This is a genomic window from Rhabdochromatium marinum, from assembly GCF_016583795.1.
In the GTDB taxonomy this organism is placed as follows: Bacteria; Pseudomonadota; Gammaproteobacteria; order Chromatiales; family Chromatiaceae; genus Rhabdochromatium; species Rhabdochromatium marinum.
Genome location: NZ_NRRS01000043.1, coordinates 16984 through 31662, shown reverse-complemented (window position 1 = coordinate 31662; position 14679 = coordinate 16984). Strand labels below are relative to the sequence as shown.

Annotated in this window: 15 protein-coding genes and 2 tRNA genes; 5 read left to right on the top strand and 12 right to left on the bottom strand. The window is 55.4% G+C overall.

Features of this window, described 5'->3' with window-relative positions:
- Positions 1 to 240: 240 nt before the first annotated feature.
- Positions 241 to 1488, top strand: a complete 1248-nt coding sequence (locus CKO36_RS12415; RefSeq protein ID WP_200284378.1) for a TerD family protein — start codon at positions 241 to 243, stop codon at positions 1486 to 1488.
- A 129-nt stretch (positions 1489 to 1617) separates the two neighbouring features.
- On the top strand, positions 1618 to 2325 hold the full coding sequence (locus tag CKO36_RS12410; protein ID WP_200284377.1) for an ion transporter: 708 nt from the start codon (positions 1618 to 1620) through the stop codon (positions 2323 to 2325).
- Between the two features lie 360 nt (positions 2326 to 2685).
- Here the strand turns inward: CKO36_RS12410 and CKO36_RS12405 are convergent.
- Together CKO36_RS12405 and CKO36_RS12400 are read right to left on the bottom strand one after the other, a co-directional pair.
- Positions 2686 to 2761 (bottom strand) — tRNA-Glu (locus tag CKO36_RS12405).
- Positions 2762 to 2768: 7 nt separating this feature from the next.
- Positions 2769 to 2844 (bottom strand) — tRNA-Ala (locus tag CKO36_RS12400).
- A 119-nt stretch (positions 2845 to 2963) separates the two neighbouring features.
- Here CKO36_RS12400 and htpX point away from each other — a divergent pair.
- Positions 2964 to 3851, top strand: coding sequence for a protease HtpX (gene htpX / locus CKO36_RS12395; RefSeq protein ID WP_200284376.1), 888 nt, complete (start codon positions 2964 to 2966; stop codon positions 3849 to 3851).
- Here htpX and CKO36_RS12390 read toward each other — a convergent pair.
- The 3 genes from CKO36_RS12390 to CKO36_RS12380 all read right to left on the bottom strand — a co-directional run bounded on the left by CKO36_RS12390 (position 3848) and on the right by CKO36_RS12380 (position 7913).
- Positions 3848 to 4615: a hypothetical protein gene (locus tag CKO36_RS12390; protein WP_200284375.1), complete on the bottom strand. Its 768-nt coding sequence runs from the start codon at positions 4613 to 4615 to the stop codon at positions 3848 to 3850. The genes htpX and CKO36_RS12390 overlap by 4 nt on opposite strands.
- A 248-nt stretch (positions 4616 to 4863) precedes the next feature.
- Positions 4864 to 6099, bottom strand: a complete 1236-nt coding sequence (locus tag CKO36_RS12385; RefSeq protein ID WP_200284374.1) for a bifunctional alpha/beta hydrolase/OsmC family protein — start codon at positions 6097 to 6099, stop codon at positions 4864 to 4866.
- A gap of 8 nt (positions 6100 to 6107) precedes the next feature.
- Positions 6108 to 7913, bottom strand: coding sequence for an ABCB family ABC transporter ATP-binding protein/permease (locus CKO36_RS12380; RefSeq protein WP_200284373.1), 1806 nt, complete (start codon positions 7911 to 7913; stop codon positions 6108 to 6110).
- 87 nt (positions 7914 to 8000) lie between these two features.
- On the opposite strand from CKO36_RS12380, the gene CKO36_RS12375 reads away from it, so the two are divergent.
- Positions 8001 to 8405 carry a S24 family peptidase gene (locus CKO36_RS12375; protein ID WP_200284372.1) on the top strand — a complete coding sequence of 135 codons (405 nt, stop codon included), beginning with the start codon at positions 8001 to 8003 and terminating at the stop codon, positions 8403 to 8405.
- 82 nt (positions 8406 to 8487) lie between these two features.
- On the opposite strand, the gene CKO36_RS12370 is transcribed toward CKO36_RS12375, so the two are convergent.
- The 7 genes from CKO36_RS12370 to CKO36_RS12340 form a co-directional block, all read right to left on the bottom strand.
- On the bottom strand, positions 8488 to 9237 hold the full coding sequence (locus CKO36_RS12370; RefSeq protein WP_200284371.1) for a hypothetical protein: 750 nt from the start codon (positions 9235 to 9237) through the stop codon (positions 8488 to 8490).
- Between the two features lie 241 nt (positions 9238 to 9478).
- Positions 9479 to 10057: an NnrU family protein gene (locus CKO36_RS12365; RefSeq protein WP_200284370.1), complete on the bottom strand. Its 579-nt coding sequence runs from the start codon at positions 10055 to 10057 to the stop codon at positions 9479 to 9481.
- Positions 10058 to 10135: 78 nt separating this feature from the next.
- The gene (locus tag CKO36_RS12360; RefSeq protein ID WP_200284369.1) at positions 10136 to 11215 is read right to left on the bottom strand and encodes an AI-2E family transporter; all 1080 of its coding nucleotides are present in this window, start codon (positions 11213 to 11215) and stop codon (positions 10136 to 10138) included.
- A 14-nt stretch (positions 11216 to 11229) separates the two neighbouring features.
- Positions 11230 to 11628: a hypothetical protein gene (locus CKO36_RS12355; protein WP_200284368.1), complete on the bottom strand. Its 399-nt coding sequence runs from the start codon at positions 11626 to 11628 to the stop codon at positions 11230 to 11232.
- 136 nt (positions 11629 to 11764) lie between these two features.
- Positions 11765 to 12244 (bottom strand): sulfur carrier protein DsrE2, encoded by a 480-nt coding sequence (dsrE2, locus tag CKO36_RS12350; protein WP_200284367.1) that lies wholly within the window; start codon positions 12242 to 12244, stop codon positions 11765 to 11767.
- A gap of 95 nt (positions 12245 to 12339) precedes the next feature.
- The gene (locus CKO36_RS12345; protein WP_200284366.1) at positions 12340 to 12570 is read right to left on the bottom strand and encodes a sulfurtransferase TusA family protein; all 231 of its coding nucleotides are present in this window, start codon (positions 12568 to 12570) and stop codon (positions 12340 to 12342) included.
- Between the two features lie 197 nt (positions 12571 to 12767).
- Positions 12768 to 13088, bottom strand: a complete 321-nt coding sequence (locus CKO36_RS12340) for a rhodanese-like domain-containing protein (RefSeq protein ID WP_200284365.1) — start codon at positions 13086 to 13088, stop codon at positions 12768 to 12770.
- A 153-nt stretch (positions 13089 to 13241) separates the two neighbouring features.
- Here CKO36_RS12340 and cysG point away from each other — a divergent pair, with 153 nt between their 5' ends.
- Entirely contained in the window at positions 13242 to 14672 is a 1431-nt protein-coding gene (cysG, locus tag CKO36_RS12335; protein WP_200284364.1) for a siroheme synthase CysG, read from the top strand.
- Positions 14673 to 14679 lie beyond the last annotated feature (7 nt).

The following is a 14679-nucleotide window of genomic DNA, read 5'->3' as shown; positions in this document are numbered from 1 at the left end:
TCTAACGTCAACATGAAACGATCCTGTCACCAAAATGTCGGCAAGTGCGCGTCCAAACGATGCGTGGCACAATGGAGCGCAAACTATAGCATAAGAATTACGCACCTCTAAATTGACGCGGTTTAAAGACAATCAATTTGGATAAGCTGCTAGATCATACCAATCTACAGTTTAATATTGATGTTGTTGCAATTTTTGACTTAATTCATCCTAACAAAGGAAAATAAGGGGAAATAAACGATGGGGGTAACACTAATTCATGGCGCAAATGCAACATTAGATTTGCAAAGCGTTTTGATAAGGATTGGCTGGGAAACGGATTTATCTTGCGATGTTGATGCCAGTGCATTTTTAGTTAATGAAAAAAATACAGTAAGACAAGATCAAGATTTTGTATTTTACAACCAAACAGAAACGTCATGTGGTTCAGTTAGTCTTGAAAAATCTTCGGAACAGGATAAATATCGTTTTCGTGTGTTACTTAATCAGATCCCAAAAGATGTTTCTAAAATTGTTATAGCAATTACTGTTGACACAGAAAACAATACTTATCATTGCGGTTTTTTAAAAAATCTTTACGTATGTCTCACCGATTTATCAGGAGAAGATGAGAAAATTCGTTTTGACATCAATAATCTTGAGAAAGAAAAAGCATTGATGCTATGCGATTTGTACCGACACAAAGATGATTGGAAGTTCCGTGCAGTTGGTCAGGGCTACAATGGTGGATTAGAAGCGATGGCATCTGCATTTGGAGTATGCGTCAGCTCATCAGATGAATCTGAGAAAACAACTGAGCCAGTCATAACAACCAACCGACGACGCACGCCAGGAGAAATATGGAGAGAAAAAGCCGAAACACTCCAGTTTTCTTTACGTGAGTTCTTGCCTCAAATCCAATCCGCTTGTGAGAATCAACTTAACGAAAGCAACACTCGAATGATTCTTGATAAAATGTTTATGGATGTTCTTGGTTATTCGATGGATGAAATTAAAGCTGAACAGCGCATTCAGGGACGAAAGGTTGATTATGTTCTAAGCTTAAATAACCAAGACATGATTGCCTGTGAAAGTAAACGCGCGGGATTACCTTTGCGCGATAAGCATGTGTTTCAAGCCAGTTCTTATGGAGCGTATTCTGGGATTCGGTGGGTATTATTGACTAATCTTTTGACTTGGCGAGTATATCATGTTTCAGCAAACGATAGAGTAACAGCCAGCATTATATTTTCAGTAGATATAAACCAAGATTTTAGTATAGAGGACTGCGAAAAACTGCTATTAATTTCTCGTTATGGTATGGCACGAAAAGGACGGTTAGAGCGGTTGCGGAATGAGGTTAGTGCATTAGCTCGTGAAAATTTGATTCAGGCAATGCTAACCGATGATGTAATCAATAAAGTTCGTCTAGTAATTAAACGCGATACAGGGTGCAAATTTGATAACGATACAATTCAGCAAGCGCTGGAGGATATTTTAGTTCATTGATGTTTTTCACCTACTTTCACCCCTCAATCAAGAGAAAAATAATGAAAAAGCACGGTTGCCCTCAGCACATCGAGTGAGGCTCTGTGAGAGTTTGTGTAGATAATATTATCTGCATTGAGATTTTACTTTATGAAACTCAAAGAGATAGTTCAAAAATCAGAAACGCCTGCTGGTAAAACCTTTGACGTACTTGTCTTAGCGTTAATTATCTACTCGCTATTTAGTTTGTCTGTTGAAACAATTCCAGATTTACCTAAGGATTTTTACAAGTTTCTAAAAATTTCAGAAGTTGTTGTAATGGTATTATTTACTATTGAATACATATTAAGAATAATCACTTCAGAGAAAAAGCTGGCTTACATATTTAGTTTTCATGGCATAATTGACTTTGTTGCAATAGCGCCATTTTATTTATCTTTAGGTATTGATTTGCGAGGAATAAGAGCCTTTCGTTTATTCAAGGTATTTAGAATCCTCAAACTTACAAGATACACTAAAGCTATAGAACGTTTCGGTAAAGCCTTAGTCCTTGCCCGAGAAGAAGTCATTATATTTGCACTAGCTACTGGAATTTTATTGTATCTATCTGCTGTCGGTATTTATTACTTTGAGCATCAAGCTCAGCCTGAAATTTTTAAGTCTATTCCTCATAGTTTATGGTGGGCTGTAGCAACTCTAACGACAGTGGGTTATGGCGACGTATATCCTGTCACAGCAGGCGGAAAAATTTTCACGTTTTTTATACTTATGATCGGGCTTGGTATCGTAGCGGTTCCAGCAGGTTTATTGGCTTCAGCATTGTCTAAAATCCGTCGAGATATGGAGAAAGGCTCATGACACTGTTTTCCCCTGAACGAAGCGCGTGATGGGGAATATGATTCAAGCTGGTGAGTTAAAGATCGGCGGACCAGCCCTTATTAACCCGCCACCTGAGCTGAGCGTCTGACCAATTCCTTATTGCCAGCGTTATATTTCACGCTACACGCAACATTGCGCTCGCGTTTGGCTTTCTCCCTCGACGACTTGATCAGGTCAGAAACGGGAGCGGCGCTGTGAGATAGGCCCGCTTCTTTTTTCCCTGGAGGGCTCGCCACTGTGTCTCCAGTTGGCGAATTTCCGTCCAATCCCGACTTTGTGGCCGAAATTTCACGCAATAAAAAAGGGTTAGCTGATTTCTCAGCTAACCCTTTTTTGTGTTGGCGTCCCCACGGGGATTCGAACCCCGGTTGCCGCCGTGAAAGGGCGGTGTCCTAGGCCTCTAGACGATGGGGACTTTTTAATGGTGGAGCCAGGCGGGATCGAACCGCCGACCTCAACACTGCCAGTGTTGCGCTCTCCCAGCTGAGCTATGGCCCCCCTGCGATGTAAGCCAAGCACTATATACCTCTTTTGCCAGGTTGTCCAGAAATTTTTTCTCAGTTTGCAGTACTATCTGCGCGGCTGATAGTTTTCACCTTTTTCCGGAGTCTTAGATCATGTTGAGAATCCTGCTTTTTCTTGGCACCAACCTGGCCATTTTGGTGGTGCTGAGCCTGGTGTTCAGTCTTTTCGGACTCGGGCAAACGCCTGCTGATCCTGGTGGGCTGCAGCTGGGTCCGCTCCTGGTGATGGCCGCTGTGGTTGGCTTTACCGGCTCTCTGATCTCCCTGGGGCTGTCAAAATGGATGGCCAAGCGCTCCATGGGAGTGCGCATCATTGAGCAGCCTGGTACGGCATTCGAGCGCTGGCTGGTGGAACTGGTGCGCCAGCAGTCCAAACGCGCGGGTATTGGGATGCCGGACGTTGGCATTTTTGATCAGTCGGCCCCAAACGCCTTCGCTACTGGCTGGAACCGCAATCATGCCCTGGTGGCCGTGAGTACCGGCCTGCTGGAACAGATGTCCCAGAATGAGGTAGAAGCCGTCGTTGGCCATGAAATCAGCCATGTTGCGAACGGTGATATGGTCACCATGGCGCTGATGCAGGGCGTGGTGAACACCTTTGTGGTATTTCTCTCCAGGGTCATCGGCTCCTTCGTTGATCGCGTGATCCTGAAAAATGAGAGTGGTCGCGGTCTGGGATATTTTCTGGTGTCGATGGTCGCCGAGATCTGCCTGTCGGTGCTGGCGACCATGATTGTGATGTGGTTCTCGCGCTATCGCGAGTTCCGCGCCGATGCGGGCGGTGCCCGGCTGTCCAGCCGCGAAAATATGATTGGCGCCCTGCGCGCGCTCCAGCGGGTGCATGAGCCCCAGGATCTGCCGGCCGGCGAACTGGCGGCCTTTGGTATCTCAGGCAAAATTGCCGATGGCTTCAAGGCCGCCTTCGCCAGCCACCCGCCGCTTGAGCGCCGCATTGCGGCCCTGGAGCAGGCGCGCGGTTAAGGACGGCTCTCCTCCTCCAGGGGAGAGGCAAACTCGGTCAGTTCAACCCCCTGGCTGTCAAATACCAGGCGCAGTTCCATCTGCTGCAACTGCGCCACAAGCGTCGGATCCTCATCGACATCAAACACCCAGGTGGCCGTGCGATCCTCCAGCTTGGTGGCATTCGAGGCAATCACTGCCGAGGGTGCCACCACGGTGGTGACGATCCGCATGCCGGCAAAAAGCCCCGCCATCTGTTGCATGATGGCCGCTTGCGTCGGATCATCCGCCGTCACCGGACTTGACGGTATCGCTTCCCCGGTGCCGATTGACAGCCGGAGCACATAGTTTCCAGCCGCATTGCGGCTCAGGCTCATCTGGCCGTCAGAGAACAGTTGGGTCTGTTGCAGGGCCGCCAAATCCTCAAAGCTCAGCTTGAGGTTCATATACTTCCAGCCATCCAGGGTTTCAGACTCTAGGCTGATCAGTGCAATACCCTCGGGATGATGGGTCTCAAACTGCTGACGCACGGTAGCTGCATCAAAATCGAATGGGGGGGCGGCACCCGCGCCCTCGGTCGCCGTTTGCCCCATGCGCTCAGCGATCTGCTGCATGGCCGCCAGCTGCGCGAGCGTCTGCTCCGACATCCCGTAGCGGATATCCAGGGTGCCCGAACCATCCTTAGCGAGCGTCAATGTCTGTTCGACTTTCACACAGCCACCAAGCAACACCACCAGCGTGAGTGCAACGGCCAGGCCAATCCAACCGCAGGTGTTCGACTTCATCGCCCATTCCCTCGAATGATTGCCTCAAATGATGTTTGAAATGCCAACCAAGTCACAGCGAAGCACGCGCGAATCCTATAAGCTGATCCGCATGATCTGATTTCGATCACCAGTCGCGATTTTAAGCTATAGGCAGCCACGGATGGTCGCCAAGGACTTGTTATGCAGATCATTAAGCGACCGTTTTTCCGACCCTCTTGCCGGGTAAGAACCATTGGTTCAATACCCGGTTTTTTTTGCGCGGTCCCCTACTCCTGAAGTTGCACTCGCAGCCTGAGCGATGACTGCACCGCCGCGACCAAGGGCGCTTCATGCACGCGGTCACACAATGCCTGGCGCGCGGTTTCACTGAGCGCGCCAACCAGATGCAGGCGCACGCGCAGCGCTTCCGGTGACGGTGACACAGAGGACCCGGCCGGCTGATGCAGTGGCTCCAGGCACACTTCCACATCATCCAGCGCCCAAGACTCAGTGGTTGCCAGCTGTCGCACCCAGTGCGCGATCTCAGCCGCCAGTGCCATCCGCAGCAGTTGCTCCGGTGGCGGCGCCAGTTCTGATGACCCGGATGGCGCTGCATGCGCGCTTGGAGCTGCCGCTGTCAATTGATGCCGGTCGCTGTAGAGTCCCAGCAGTCCAGAGTCACCCAGCTCGCACGCCAACACCTCGCCCGGTGCCACAGCCGGCATACTGCCCTGACTGGGTTCGGCTGTGCTCGGCAGCAGTCCCAGATAGCGACTCGCCCAGGCCACAATGGTTTCGGCCACATAGACCGCATCGGCGGCATGGGTCAGCAGGTGATCGGCGCGATCCAGCGAGATGAAACTCTTGGGATGCTTGGCGGCCTGATAGATGGCGAACGCCTCGGAGATTTCGACCACCTCATCGAAGGGCGAGTGAAACAGCAACAATGGCCGACGCAGACGGCCAATATGTTGCGGGGTGGCATGCTGTTCCAGATCCTCCAGAAACTGCTGCTTAATGCGGAAGCGCCGCAGGCCAATGCGCACCTCCGCCTCGCCCTGGGTGCTGAGTTCCGATTCCACCTGACTGAACAAGTGGCGCACATGGGTTGCGGTGGCAGGCGAACCGATGGTCACCAGCGCCTCGACCTGTGGCAATTGATGCGCGGCGACCAGAACGGCTGCGCCGCCCAGGCTATGGCCGATCAGCAGACGCGGCGCGGCAAAGTCGCGCGCCAGCATCTCGGCGGCCGCCACCAAATCGGCCACATTGGACGAAAAGCTGGTATTGGCGAAATCGCCATCGCTGTTGCCAAGCCCGGTGAAGTCGAAGCGCAACACGCCAATACCGCGCGCGGCCAGCGCACGACTGATGCGACTGGCCGCCGCCATATCCTTGCCACAAGTAAAGCAGTGCGCAAAGAGTCCATAGCCCCGGGTGGCAACACCTGGGGGCGGTGTTTCCAGCAATCCCGCGAGACGATGGCCGTGTTGATTGGGGAATTCGAGCTTGATGCGCGGCATTTCAGGGGTCAATCCTCGTGCTGTTCACGCTCGTGCTGTTGTAAGTCCCACATCTGCGCATAAGCACCGCCAGCGGTGAGCAGATCACGGTGCGCACCCTGCTCGATGATACGCCCGGCCTCCATCACCAGGATGCGATCCGCGTCGATGATGGTGGACAGGCGATGGGCGATGACCAGCGTGCTGTGATTCTCGGCGACTTCAATGAGCGTTTGCTGTATGGCCTGTTCGGTGCGACTATCAAGTGATGAGGTCGCTTCGTCAAATACCAAAATGCGGGGGCGCTTGAGCATCGCGCGAGCGATGGCCACGCGCTGCTTTTCGCCACCGGACAGCTTGAGTCCGCGCTCACCCACCAGCGTTTCCCAGCCATTCGGCAGACTCTCAATGAAGGTGCGGATATGCGCCAATTCTGCGGCCTGTTCGATCTCCTCGCGCGTCGCTTCCGGGCGACCGTAGCTTAGGTTATACAGAATGCTGTCATTAAAGAGCACCGTATCCTGCGGCACAATACCAATGGCGGCGCGTAGGCTGTGCTGAGTGACATCGCGAATATCCTGCCCATCAATGAGAATGCAGCCAGAGGTGACATCGTAGAAGCGAAATAGCAGCCGCCCCAGGGTCGATTTACCCGCACCGCTATGGCCCACCACGGCGACTTTCTCGCCCGGCTCAATCGCAAAATCCACCGCGCGCAGAATCGCCCGCTCGGGCTGATAATCAAAGCTGACCTGCTCAAAACGCACGGCGCCGTCGCTCAGGCGCAGCACGCGCGCCTGAGGCGAGTCCTTGACCTCCGGCACCCGTGCCAGCAGCTTAACCACCAGATCCATATCCGCCAGTGCGTATTTGATCTGCCGGTAAACGATGCCCAGAAAGCCCAGCGGAATAAATAATTGCAGCATCAGCGCATTGACCAGCACCAGGTCACCGATACTCATGTGCCCCACCACCACGCCCTGGGCGGCAAAGAACATAATGCCTGTTACGCCCAAGGCGATGATGCTGCCCTGCCCAAAATTCAGCAGTGACATGGAGCTTTGGCTCTTAACCGCATAGTCTTCCCACTGCGCCAGGGTGGCGTCATAGCGCGTCAGCTCCATGCGTTCGTTGCCGAAGTACTTGACTGTCTCGTAGTTCAGCAGGCTGTCAAACGCCTGGGTGTTGGCATGGGAATCGAGCCGGTTCATCTGGTGGCGATAGTCCATGCGCCATTCGGTAATCGCGAAGGTAAAACCGACATAGACCAGCACGGTGCCAAAGGTCACCAGGGTAAACACCAGTTCATAGCGACTCAGCAAAATCACCGCCACCAGGGTGAATTCCACCAGCACCGGAATCACGCTGAACACCATGTAATTCAGAATGGTAGAGACCGAACGGGTACCACGCTCCAGATCGCGGCTGATGGCGCCGCTCTGGCGCTCCAGGTGATAGCGCAGCGACAGTCGGTGCAGATGTTCCAACACCCGGGTCGACAGCCGGCGCATGGCGCGAAAGCGTACCCGCGCGAAGATGACATCGCGCAGCTCGTTGAACAGTGAGCTGGAGAGTTTGAGTGCGCCATACAGCAGCAGCAAGCTGACCGGCAGCACCAGGAGCTGTGCCGACTGCCCCTCGAAGGCATCGACAATTTCCTTGAACACCATGGGCACACCGACATTGGCAAATTTCGCCAGCACCAGCGCCGCCAGCGCCAGCAGTGCGCGGCCGCGAAATTCCCACAGATAGGGCAACATATGACGCAGGTTATGCCAGTCGCGACGGTCTTCGTGCACCCGCTCGGTGGCAAAGATTTTTCCCGGAGTAATCATGAGCGATTGAGTCTCGGCGGTGGTGATCCCATCTCAGACGGTCAAACAGCGCAAACTGTCATCTGATTAGGACACAATGGGAACGCAATGAACCAGAATTCGTCAACGACCACCTTGAACCAGGAGGCGGGACTCGATCACAGCGATTGCGCCCTGCAGGAACCCTTCGCGCTGCAAGTGCTGGGGCCGGATATGGAACCAGAGTTTCCGGATCGCTGTGTGGTTATCATTGAACCCCGGAGCAGCGCCCGCGATGGCATGTACATTTTTGCCGAGGCTGAAGGGGTGCGCTGGCTGCGCCAATACCGGCAGGATGAGCAAGGCCGGTCATGGCTGATCGCCTTGCATCCGGATTATCCCCAGATCGCCCTGGATGGACTCGAATGGCAGGTGCTCGGCGTGGTCATACAGCGCAATATCCGGCGCAAAATCAAGCATTACGACTACGACGCTGCCACCGATACCCATCAGCACGCGCCAGTCGCGGCTTGAGGTGGCAGTCACAGAACCCGGTGGCCCAATCTTGGGCCGCCAGGTTCTGTCATCAGGGTCAGTTCAGATCAGTCAAACCCGGTTAGCGATAGCGATAAGGCTGCGGGGGCATGGGTGCATTTTGATACATCCAGGCCGGGCGTACCGGACGCTGCACTGGACGTTGAGGCATGCGCGCGGCCGGAGGCGCTGTCCGCTGCTGTGCAGGAGCAGCCGGCCGGGCTGGTGTAACCGGTGCCGGCTGGGCCGCTGGCTGCGTGGCTGGTTGGGCCGCTGTTTTTGGTGCTGGCGCAGCAACAGGTTCGGGAGCCGGCTTGGGTGTCGGCTTGGCGACAGGCGGTGCCGGTTTCGGGGTCGGCTTATGTGCGGTCTGCCCCGGTGCCGGTGCAAAAGGCTTAGCCGCCGGTGTATCTGCTTGCGCTGGTGATGCCTTGGGAGCACTGGTCGCGGGTTTTGCTGCTACTGATGCAGCAGCGGCGGCAGCAGCCGAACTTACAGCGGCGGTGGTGCTGGTGCTGGAATCGGATGCCTCCGCACTCGCATCCGCTTGACTGCTAGCAGATTCGGCTGTTTCGTCTCCCTCTTGCGGCGCCTCGGACGCTTTTTTCGCGACACTGACTGCCCCGATGGGACCCAGGCGCTCAGCAACGCTTTCATCACCTTGATGGGCCGTTTTACCTGAGGAATGCGGACCGTAGGGATCACCAAGGATGAAAATGGATCCGAAGACCAGCGCCAGAACGCCTCCAACGGTTACGACCTTACCGACCCCGAGTGTTGCAATCATGCCCCCGGAATTTTGTTGTTGATCTGCGTCCACGGACTTGCTCATTCATATCTCCTGTTGTTCCGTTGCACAGTGGCGAGAAATTTAGACCATGACCGCAGCGCCCGGACCTGAGGTTCGAGCGCCTTTGATCGCCATGGCCGATCAGTTGTTGTGCCAGCTCCGCCGGCTCTCTTGGGCGATGAATCCGACACCGCAGCGGCACAAACCGCTCTCAATGCCGCAAACCCAGCCGCCAAATATACAGCATCTCATGGTCTTGTCGGCTCCAACCGCGCCGACCGCGCTATTCCAGTGGCGAGCGCCCGAACAGCCAGTAATGCGCCCAGAACAGAAAAACCAGATAGAGCAGCAGTCCCACGAGGATCGCTATCCGATCATTCCAAGGGCTCGGCGGTGCTCCGGGCACTGATACGACGCCCGGGTCGCGCCGCTTGAGTGAAATGCGATCCGCCACAGCCCAGGCCAAAAAACCGCCGAACAGCAAGACATCCGCCAAGGTTCCATTGGCCATCAGATGCGCCAAAGCCCAAATTTTAACCGCCACCAGCATCGGATGCTTGGTCGCGTGCTGAATACGCCCCGGCAGATAGGTCGCCAACAACAGTGTGAAGACCGGAACCATTAGCAGCAGCATCAAATGACGCGACCATACCGGCGGATGGTAAAGCACCACTGGATTGATACGGGCCGCAGCATAGCCTTGAACGATCAACCACAACCCCAGCAGGGAAAGCAGCGCGTAGGCAAGTTTCCATTGAGGTTCGCCCCAGCGGGCAACTGCCTGACGGCGCCATTCTGGTCGCACGATGACGATGGAGTGGGTTCCCAACAACAGTAGCAAGCCGGCAATCAGTTCAAGCATGACAGCAATAAAGTATCCACAACCAAATTTTGCGCTTCGGGGCGGGATTCTACCCTTCCCAGCGCCACAGTGCCATGATCAGGCATCCGCCCCCTCGTGCTTGGGAGCTTCAGCACTGGCCGATGGCCAGGCACAGAGCACGGCCTGAACCAGTGTGGCCAATGGGATGGCAAAAAAGACGCCCCAGAAGCCCCAAATGCCGCCAAAGACCAAAATAGCCACGATAATGGCTACCGGATGCAGATCGACAACCTCGGAAAACAGCAAGGGCACCAACACATTGCCATCAATGGCTTGAATAATCAGATAGGCCGATGACAACCACAGCATCTGTGGCGACCACCCCCACTGAAACCAGGCGATCAGCATAACCGGCACGGTCACCACCGAGGCGCCGATATAGGGCACGATCACTGACAACCCCACCAACACCGCCAGCAGGAGTGCATAATTCAGCCCAAAGGCCCAGAAGGTGGCAAAGCTCACCGCCCAGACGACCAGGATCTCCCACGACTTGCCACGCACATAATTGTAAATCTGGCGATCCACATCCCGCCAAACGGTACCAGCGATTCCCCGATGTTGTGGCAAGTAACGCTTAAACCAACCGAGGATCAGATCCTTGTCCTTCAAGAAAAAAAACACCAGCAGCGGCATCAGCACCAAGTAAACCATCACGGTGATAATGCCCACCACGGACGACATGGACAGCGAAACAAGTTTCTGGCCCAAAAAGCCGATTTCGCTGCGAATGGCGTTGATCAGGGTGCGAATCTGCTCACTGGTAATCAAATCCGGGTAGCGTTCCGGCAGCCCCATCAACGCCTGCTGCCACATGCTAAGCATACCGGGCAGTTGCTGCACCAGATCGGTTGACTGGCGCCACAGCAAGGGCAGTAACAACAGCAACAGGGAGGCTAGAAACAGCATGAACGCGCACAGCACCACCACGGTCGCAACCAGGCGCGGCCAGCCGCGACGTCCCAGAAAGCCCACCACCCCCTCAAGCAGATAGGCAATGACAATGCTGGCAAAAACCGGCGTCAGCATATTGCCCAGGGTGATGACAATCCCCAGGCTTACCAGCAGGAAAAACGCCAGAAACAGGATTTGCGGATCAGAAAAGTGACGGCGAAACCAATTGCTGAGTACCTGCATGGCCACCGGAACCCTCAGGAAGTCTCGTGTTCGGGCCGCGCTGCAGGATCGCTTGCGGCGGCCTGCCGCGCAAAGAGCTGTTCGAGTTCATCAATCACCTGTGCAGCGGGGCGACCTTGCAGCATGTGGGCGGACATTAACAGCGATGCCTGATCGAGCAGTTCGCTTGCATCCAACTGCGGATAGCTGCGGCGCAGGCGCTTGATTGCCGCAATCACGCTTTCTTCCTCCGGACGCGGCTCGCGACTGCTTGGTGGCAGCGGTGCGGCCTCCGGGGCAGCGGCGATGCCGGCCTCGCGCTGAGTCAAAAACTCAGCAAAGGCCTCCAGTGTGTCGCGATTCGCTGCGCTAAGCGCCCGAAAACGCTTGATCAAGCGCCGCTCACGGGCATTCCCCAGTTCGGGCTTCAGCATCCAATCACCTGCAGATACGCATTCATTACCTGATCACATCCAGGACACCCGGCTGGTCGGGCAACAAAAAACGCCGCAGAGCATACACTTTGCGGCGTTTCCCCCTGATATGATCTGCACTCTGCGCAGAAACACCTCAGATGTACAGGCAAATATCGCTTTCGCCAGCGAACTCAAAGAAGGCCGCAGCACCGGCATATTCCACGCCGTCAATGAAAGCCGCCTGATCCATGTCGAACAGATCCACTGTCATCTGGCAGGCGATCATCTTCACATCCGCTTCCTGGCAGAGTTCACGCAACTCTTCGATGCTGGCCACGCCCTTGTCCTTCATCTGCTTTTTCATCATGGCCGTCATCATGGCCTGCATACCGGGCAAGGTCATGCCGAGAATCGGGAACCACTTATCCATTCCCATCGGCATGGGCATGCCAGGGTTCCCCAGGGGCGTCACCTCAAGCGACAGTTTTTTCTTCAGCAACTGAAGGCCATAGAAGGTGAAAAACACCTGCACCTCATAGCCGAGCGCAGCGGCGGTGGAGGCCAGGATGAAGGGCGGATACGCCCAGTCGAGCGACCCCTTGGTGGCGATAATCGCAAGTTTCTTCTCTTCCATCGGTTCCTCTTAAGGCGCTGATGTGCCTAGTGCGTGATGGGTCAATGCATGTCTTGGGTCATGCAGCCTGTGGGATCAAACAGCTGCAAATGTGTTTATGACTTCTGAATGCGGAAGAAAAATTTGCCACCTTCCTCGCGGGAATCCAGCAATTCGTTGCCAGTCTGCTTGGCGAAGGCGTCGAAATCCTTGACGGAACCGGGGTCAGTTGCAATCACATGCAGCACCTGGCCAGACTCCATGCCCGTTAGGGTTTTCTTGGCGCGCAGAATCGGCAGGGGGCAGTTGAGTCCACTTGCGTCCAGTTCTTGATTAAAATCAGCCATCGTCAGCCTCCAGGTTTGTACTTGACTCTCAGCCATCGCTCAAGAGCCGTATTTAAGTATTTAACAAAACGCAAAGATGCTGATTTATAGGCGAAGTCGACGAAAAACGCAAGCTGCATAAACCAGAATGGGCGCCGCTCCTGCTTTGCAAGCCGTCGCTTTTACGTAGCTTTTAACACTTGATGCAACAACCGGGGTTACGCCGGGGCTTTGAGCTGCAACCCCTGTCGCGCCCAGTCGATGATGCCACCACGAAGATTGATGGTGTTTGTAAAGCCCTGCTGCATCAGGAACTGGCAGGCATGATAAGAGCGCGCCCCACTGCGGCAATAAATGACCAGATCCTTGTCGCGTGGCAACTCGGCCTGGCGCAACGGCAATAGATGCATGGGAAGATGCGTCGCCGTCGGGATCATGCCCTGCGCAACCTCCTCGGGCGTGCGAATATCGACCAGCAACAGCTCCCCGGCCCCATCCAGTCGTTGCTTGAGCGCATCGGAATCAATTTCTCTTACCACTGTTGCTCCTATCCTTCAGACTCAATATCTTCGTACTATTATTGGCTCGTGCCGCTCGTCGCTCAAGTGCCAAGGGCGCATCCTTTGGCTCAAGCCGGCCCGGCCGCCAGTGCCTCATTCCCATCGCCTAAGCCGTACCCTTCCCGTACCACCATGGAACAATTACCAATTTTTCTCACCATCAAAGATCACCCCTGCCTCGTTGTTGGCGGCGGGCGTGTGGCGCTACGCAAGCTTAACCACCTGCGCGCCGCCGGTGCCCAGGTGCGCGTCATCGCTACCCAAGCGATTGAGGACATCCACTCACTCGCTGCGGCCGGAGCGATCGATCTCCAGCTGCGCGCCTTCGCGCCCGATGATCTTGATGCGGTGCAACTGGTCATCGCCGCGACCGATGATCGCGCCCTCAACGGTGCCATCGCCGCGCAGGCCCGCGACCGTCAGCTGCTGGTCAATGTGGCCGATCAACCCGAAGACTGCACGTTTCTCATGCCCGCCATCATTGATCGTTCGCCCGTGGTGGTTGCTGTATCCACCGGCAGTGCCTCGCCGGTGCTGGCACGCATGATTCGGGCACGGCTCGAATCTTTGGTGCCGGCTGGTTATGGGCGCCTCGCCGAACTCTGTGCCAACTATCGCGATCGCGTCAAGGCCCGTTTCAGCGAGCAGCGTGACCGGCGGCGCTTCTGGGATCGCGTGCTCCAGGGCGGCGTCGCCGAACGGGTGTTCTCCGGACATTTAGCGGAAGCCGATCAGGCCATGGAACGCGAACTGGCCATCACCACACCCGACTCCGGCATGGGTGAGGTCTACCTGGTGGGCGCCGGCCCCGGCGACCCGGATCTGCTCACCTTCCGCGCGCTACGCCTGCTCCAGCAGGCCGATGTGGTGGTCTATGATCGCCTGGTGGCCAAGCCGATTCTCGCCATGGTGCGTCGTGATGCCAAACATATTTACGTCGGCAAGCAACGCAACGATCACGCCATGCGCCAGGAGGAAATCAATGCCCTGCTCGCCCGCCTGGCCAAAGAAGGACATCGAGTGCTGCGCCTCAAGGGTGGCGATCCCTTTATTTTCGGGCGCGGCGGCGAAGAAATCGACACTCTGGCGGCCGAAGGTGTCCCCTTTCAGGTGGTGCCAGGCATTACCGCTGCCTCCGGATGCGCCTGTTACGGCGGCATTCCGCTGACCCACCGCGACTATGCGCAATCGGTCACCTTCGTCACCGGACATCTCAAGGACGGCAGCATTGACCTGAATTGGCCACAACTGGCCCAGCCTCATCAAACTATCGTGTTCTACATGGGCTTGGTCGGACTGCCGGTCATCATTGCCCAGCTCATTCAACATGGCGTGGCGCCCGAGATGCCGATTGCCCTGGTTCAACAGGGCACCACCCACATGCAAAAAGTCTATGTCGGCACCCTAGCCGATATTCTCCAACAGGTAGAACAAGATCCGCCCGCCCCGCCCACGCTGGTGATTGTCGGCGAGGTCGTGAAACTGCGCGACAAACTGGCCTGGTTCAGCGCCAACCCGGACCCTGAACGAGGTGCGACCACCCCCATCCTGCCCGAAGAATGACCAGCAC

Bases quoted from the DNA above. Each gene is read 5' to 3' on its own strand.
- CKO36_RS12415 (WP_200284378.1), top strand. From the start codon at position 241: ATGGGGGTAACACTAATTCATGGCGCAAATGCAACATTAGATTTGCAA.
- CKO36_RS12410 (WP_200284377.1), top strand. From the start codon at position 1,618: ATGAAACTCAAAGAGATAGTTCAAAAATCAGAAACGCCTGCTGGTAAA.
- htpX (WP_200284376.1), top strand. From the start codon at position 2,964: ATGTTGAGAATCCTGCTTTTTCTTGGCACCAACCTGGCCATTTTGGTG.
- CKO36_RS12390 (WP_200284375.1), bottom strand. From the start codon at position 4,615: ATGAAGTCGAACACCTGCGGTTGGATTGGCCTGGCCGTTGCACTCACG.
- CKO36_RS12385 (WP_200284374.1), bottom strand. From the start codon at position 6,099: ATGCCGCGCATCAAGCTCGAATTCCCCAATCAACACGGCCATCGTCTC.
- CKO36_RS12380 (WP_200284373.1), bottom strand. From the start codon at position 7,913: ATGATTACTCCGGGAAAAATCTTTGCCACCGAGCGGGTGCACGAAGAC.
- CKO36_RS12375 (WP_200284372.1), top strand. From the start codon at position 8,001: ATGAACCAGAATTCGTCAACGACCACCTTGAACCAGGAGGCGGGACTC.
- CKO36_RS12370 (WP_200284371.1), bottom strand. From the start codon at position 9,237: ATGAGCAAGTCCGTGGACGCAGATCAACAACAAAATTCCGGGGGCATG.
- CKO36_RS12365 (WP_200284370.1), bottom strand. From the start codon at position 10,057: ATGCTTGAACTGATTGCCGGCTTGCTACTGTTGTTGGGAACCCACTCC.
- CKO36_RS12360 (WP_200284369.1), bottom strand. From the start codon at position 11,215: ATGCAGGTACTCAGCAATTGGTTTCGCCGTCACTTTTCTGATCCGCAA.
- CKO36_RS12355 (WP_200284368.1), bottom strand. From the start codon at position 11,628: ATGCTGAAGCCCGAACTGGGGAATGCCCGTGAGCGGCGCTTGATCAAG.
- dsrE2 (WP_200284367.1), bottom strand. From the start codon at position 12,244: ATGGAAGAGAAGAAACTTGCGATTATCGCCACCAAGGGGTCGCTCGAC.
- CKO36_RS12345 (WP_200284366.1), bottom strand. From the start codon at position 12,570: ATGGCTGATTTTAATCAAGAACTGGACGCAAGTGGACTCAACTGCCCC.
- cysG (WP_200284364.1), top strand. From the start codon at position 13,242: ATGGAACAATTACCAATTTTTCTCACCATCAAAGATCACCCCTGCCTC.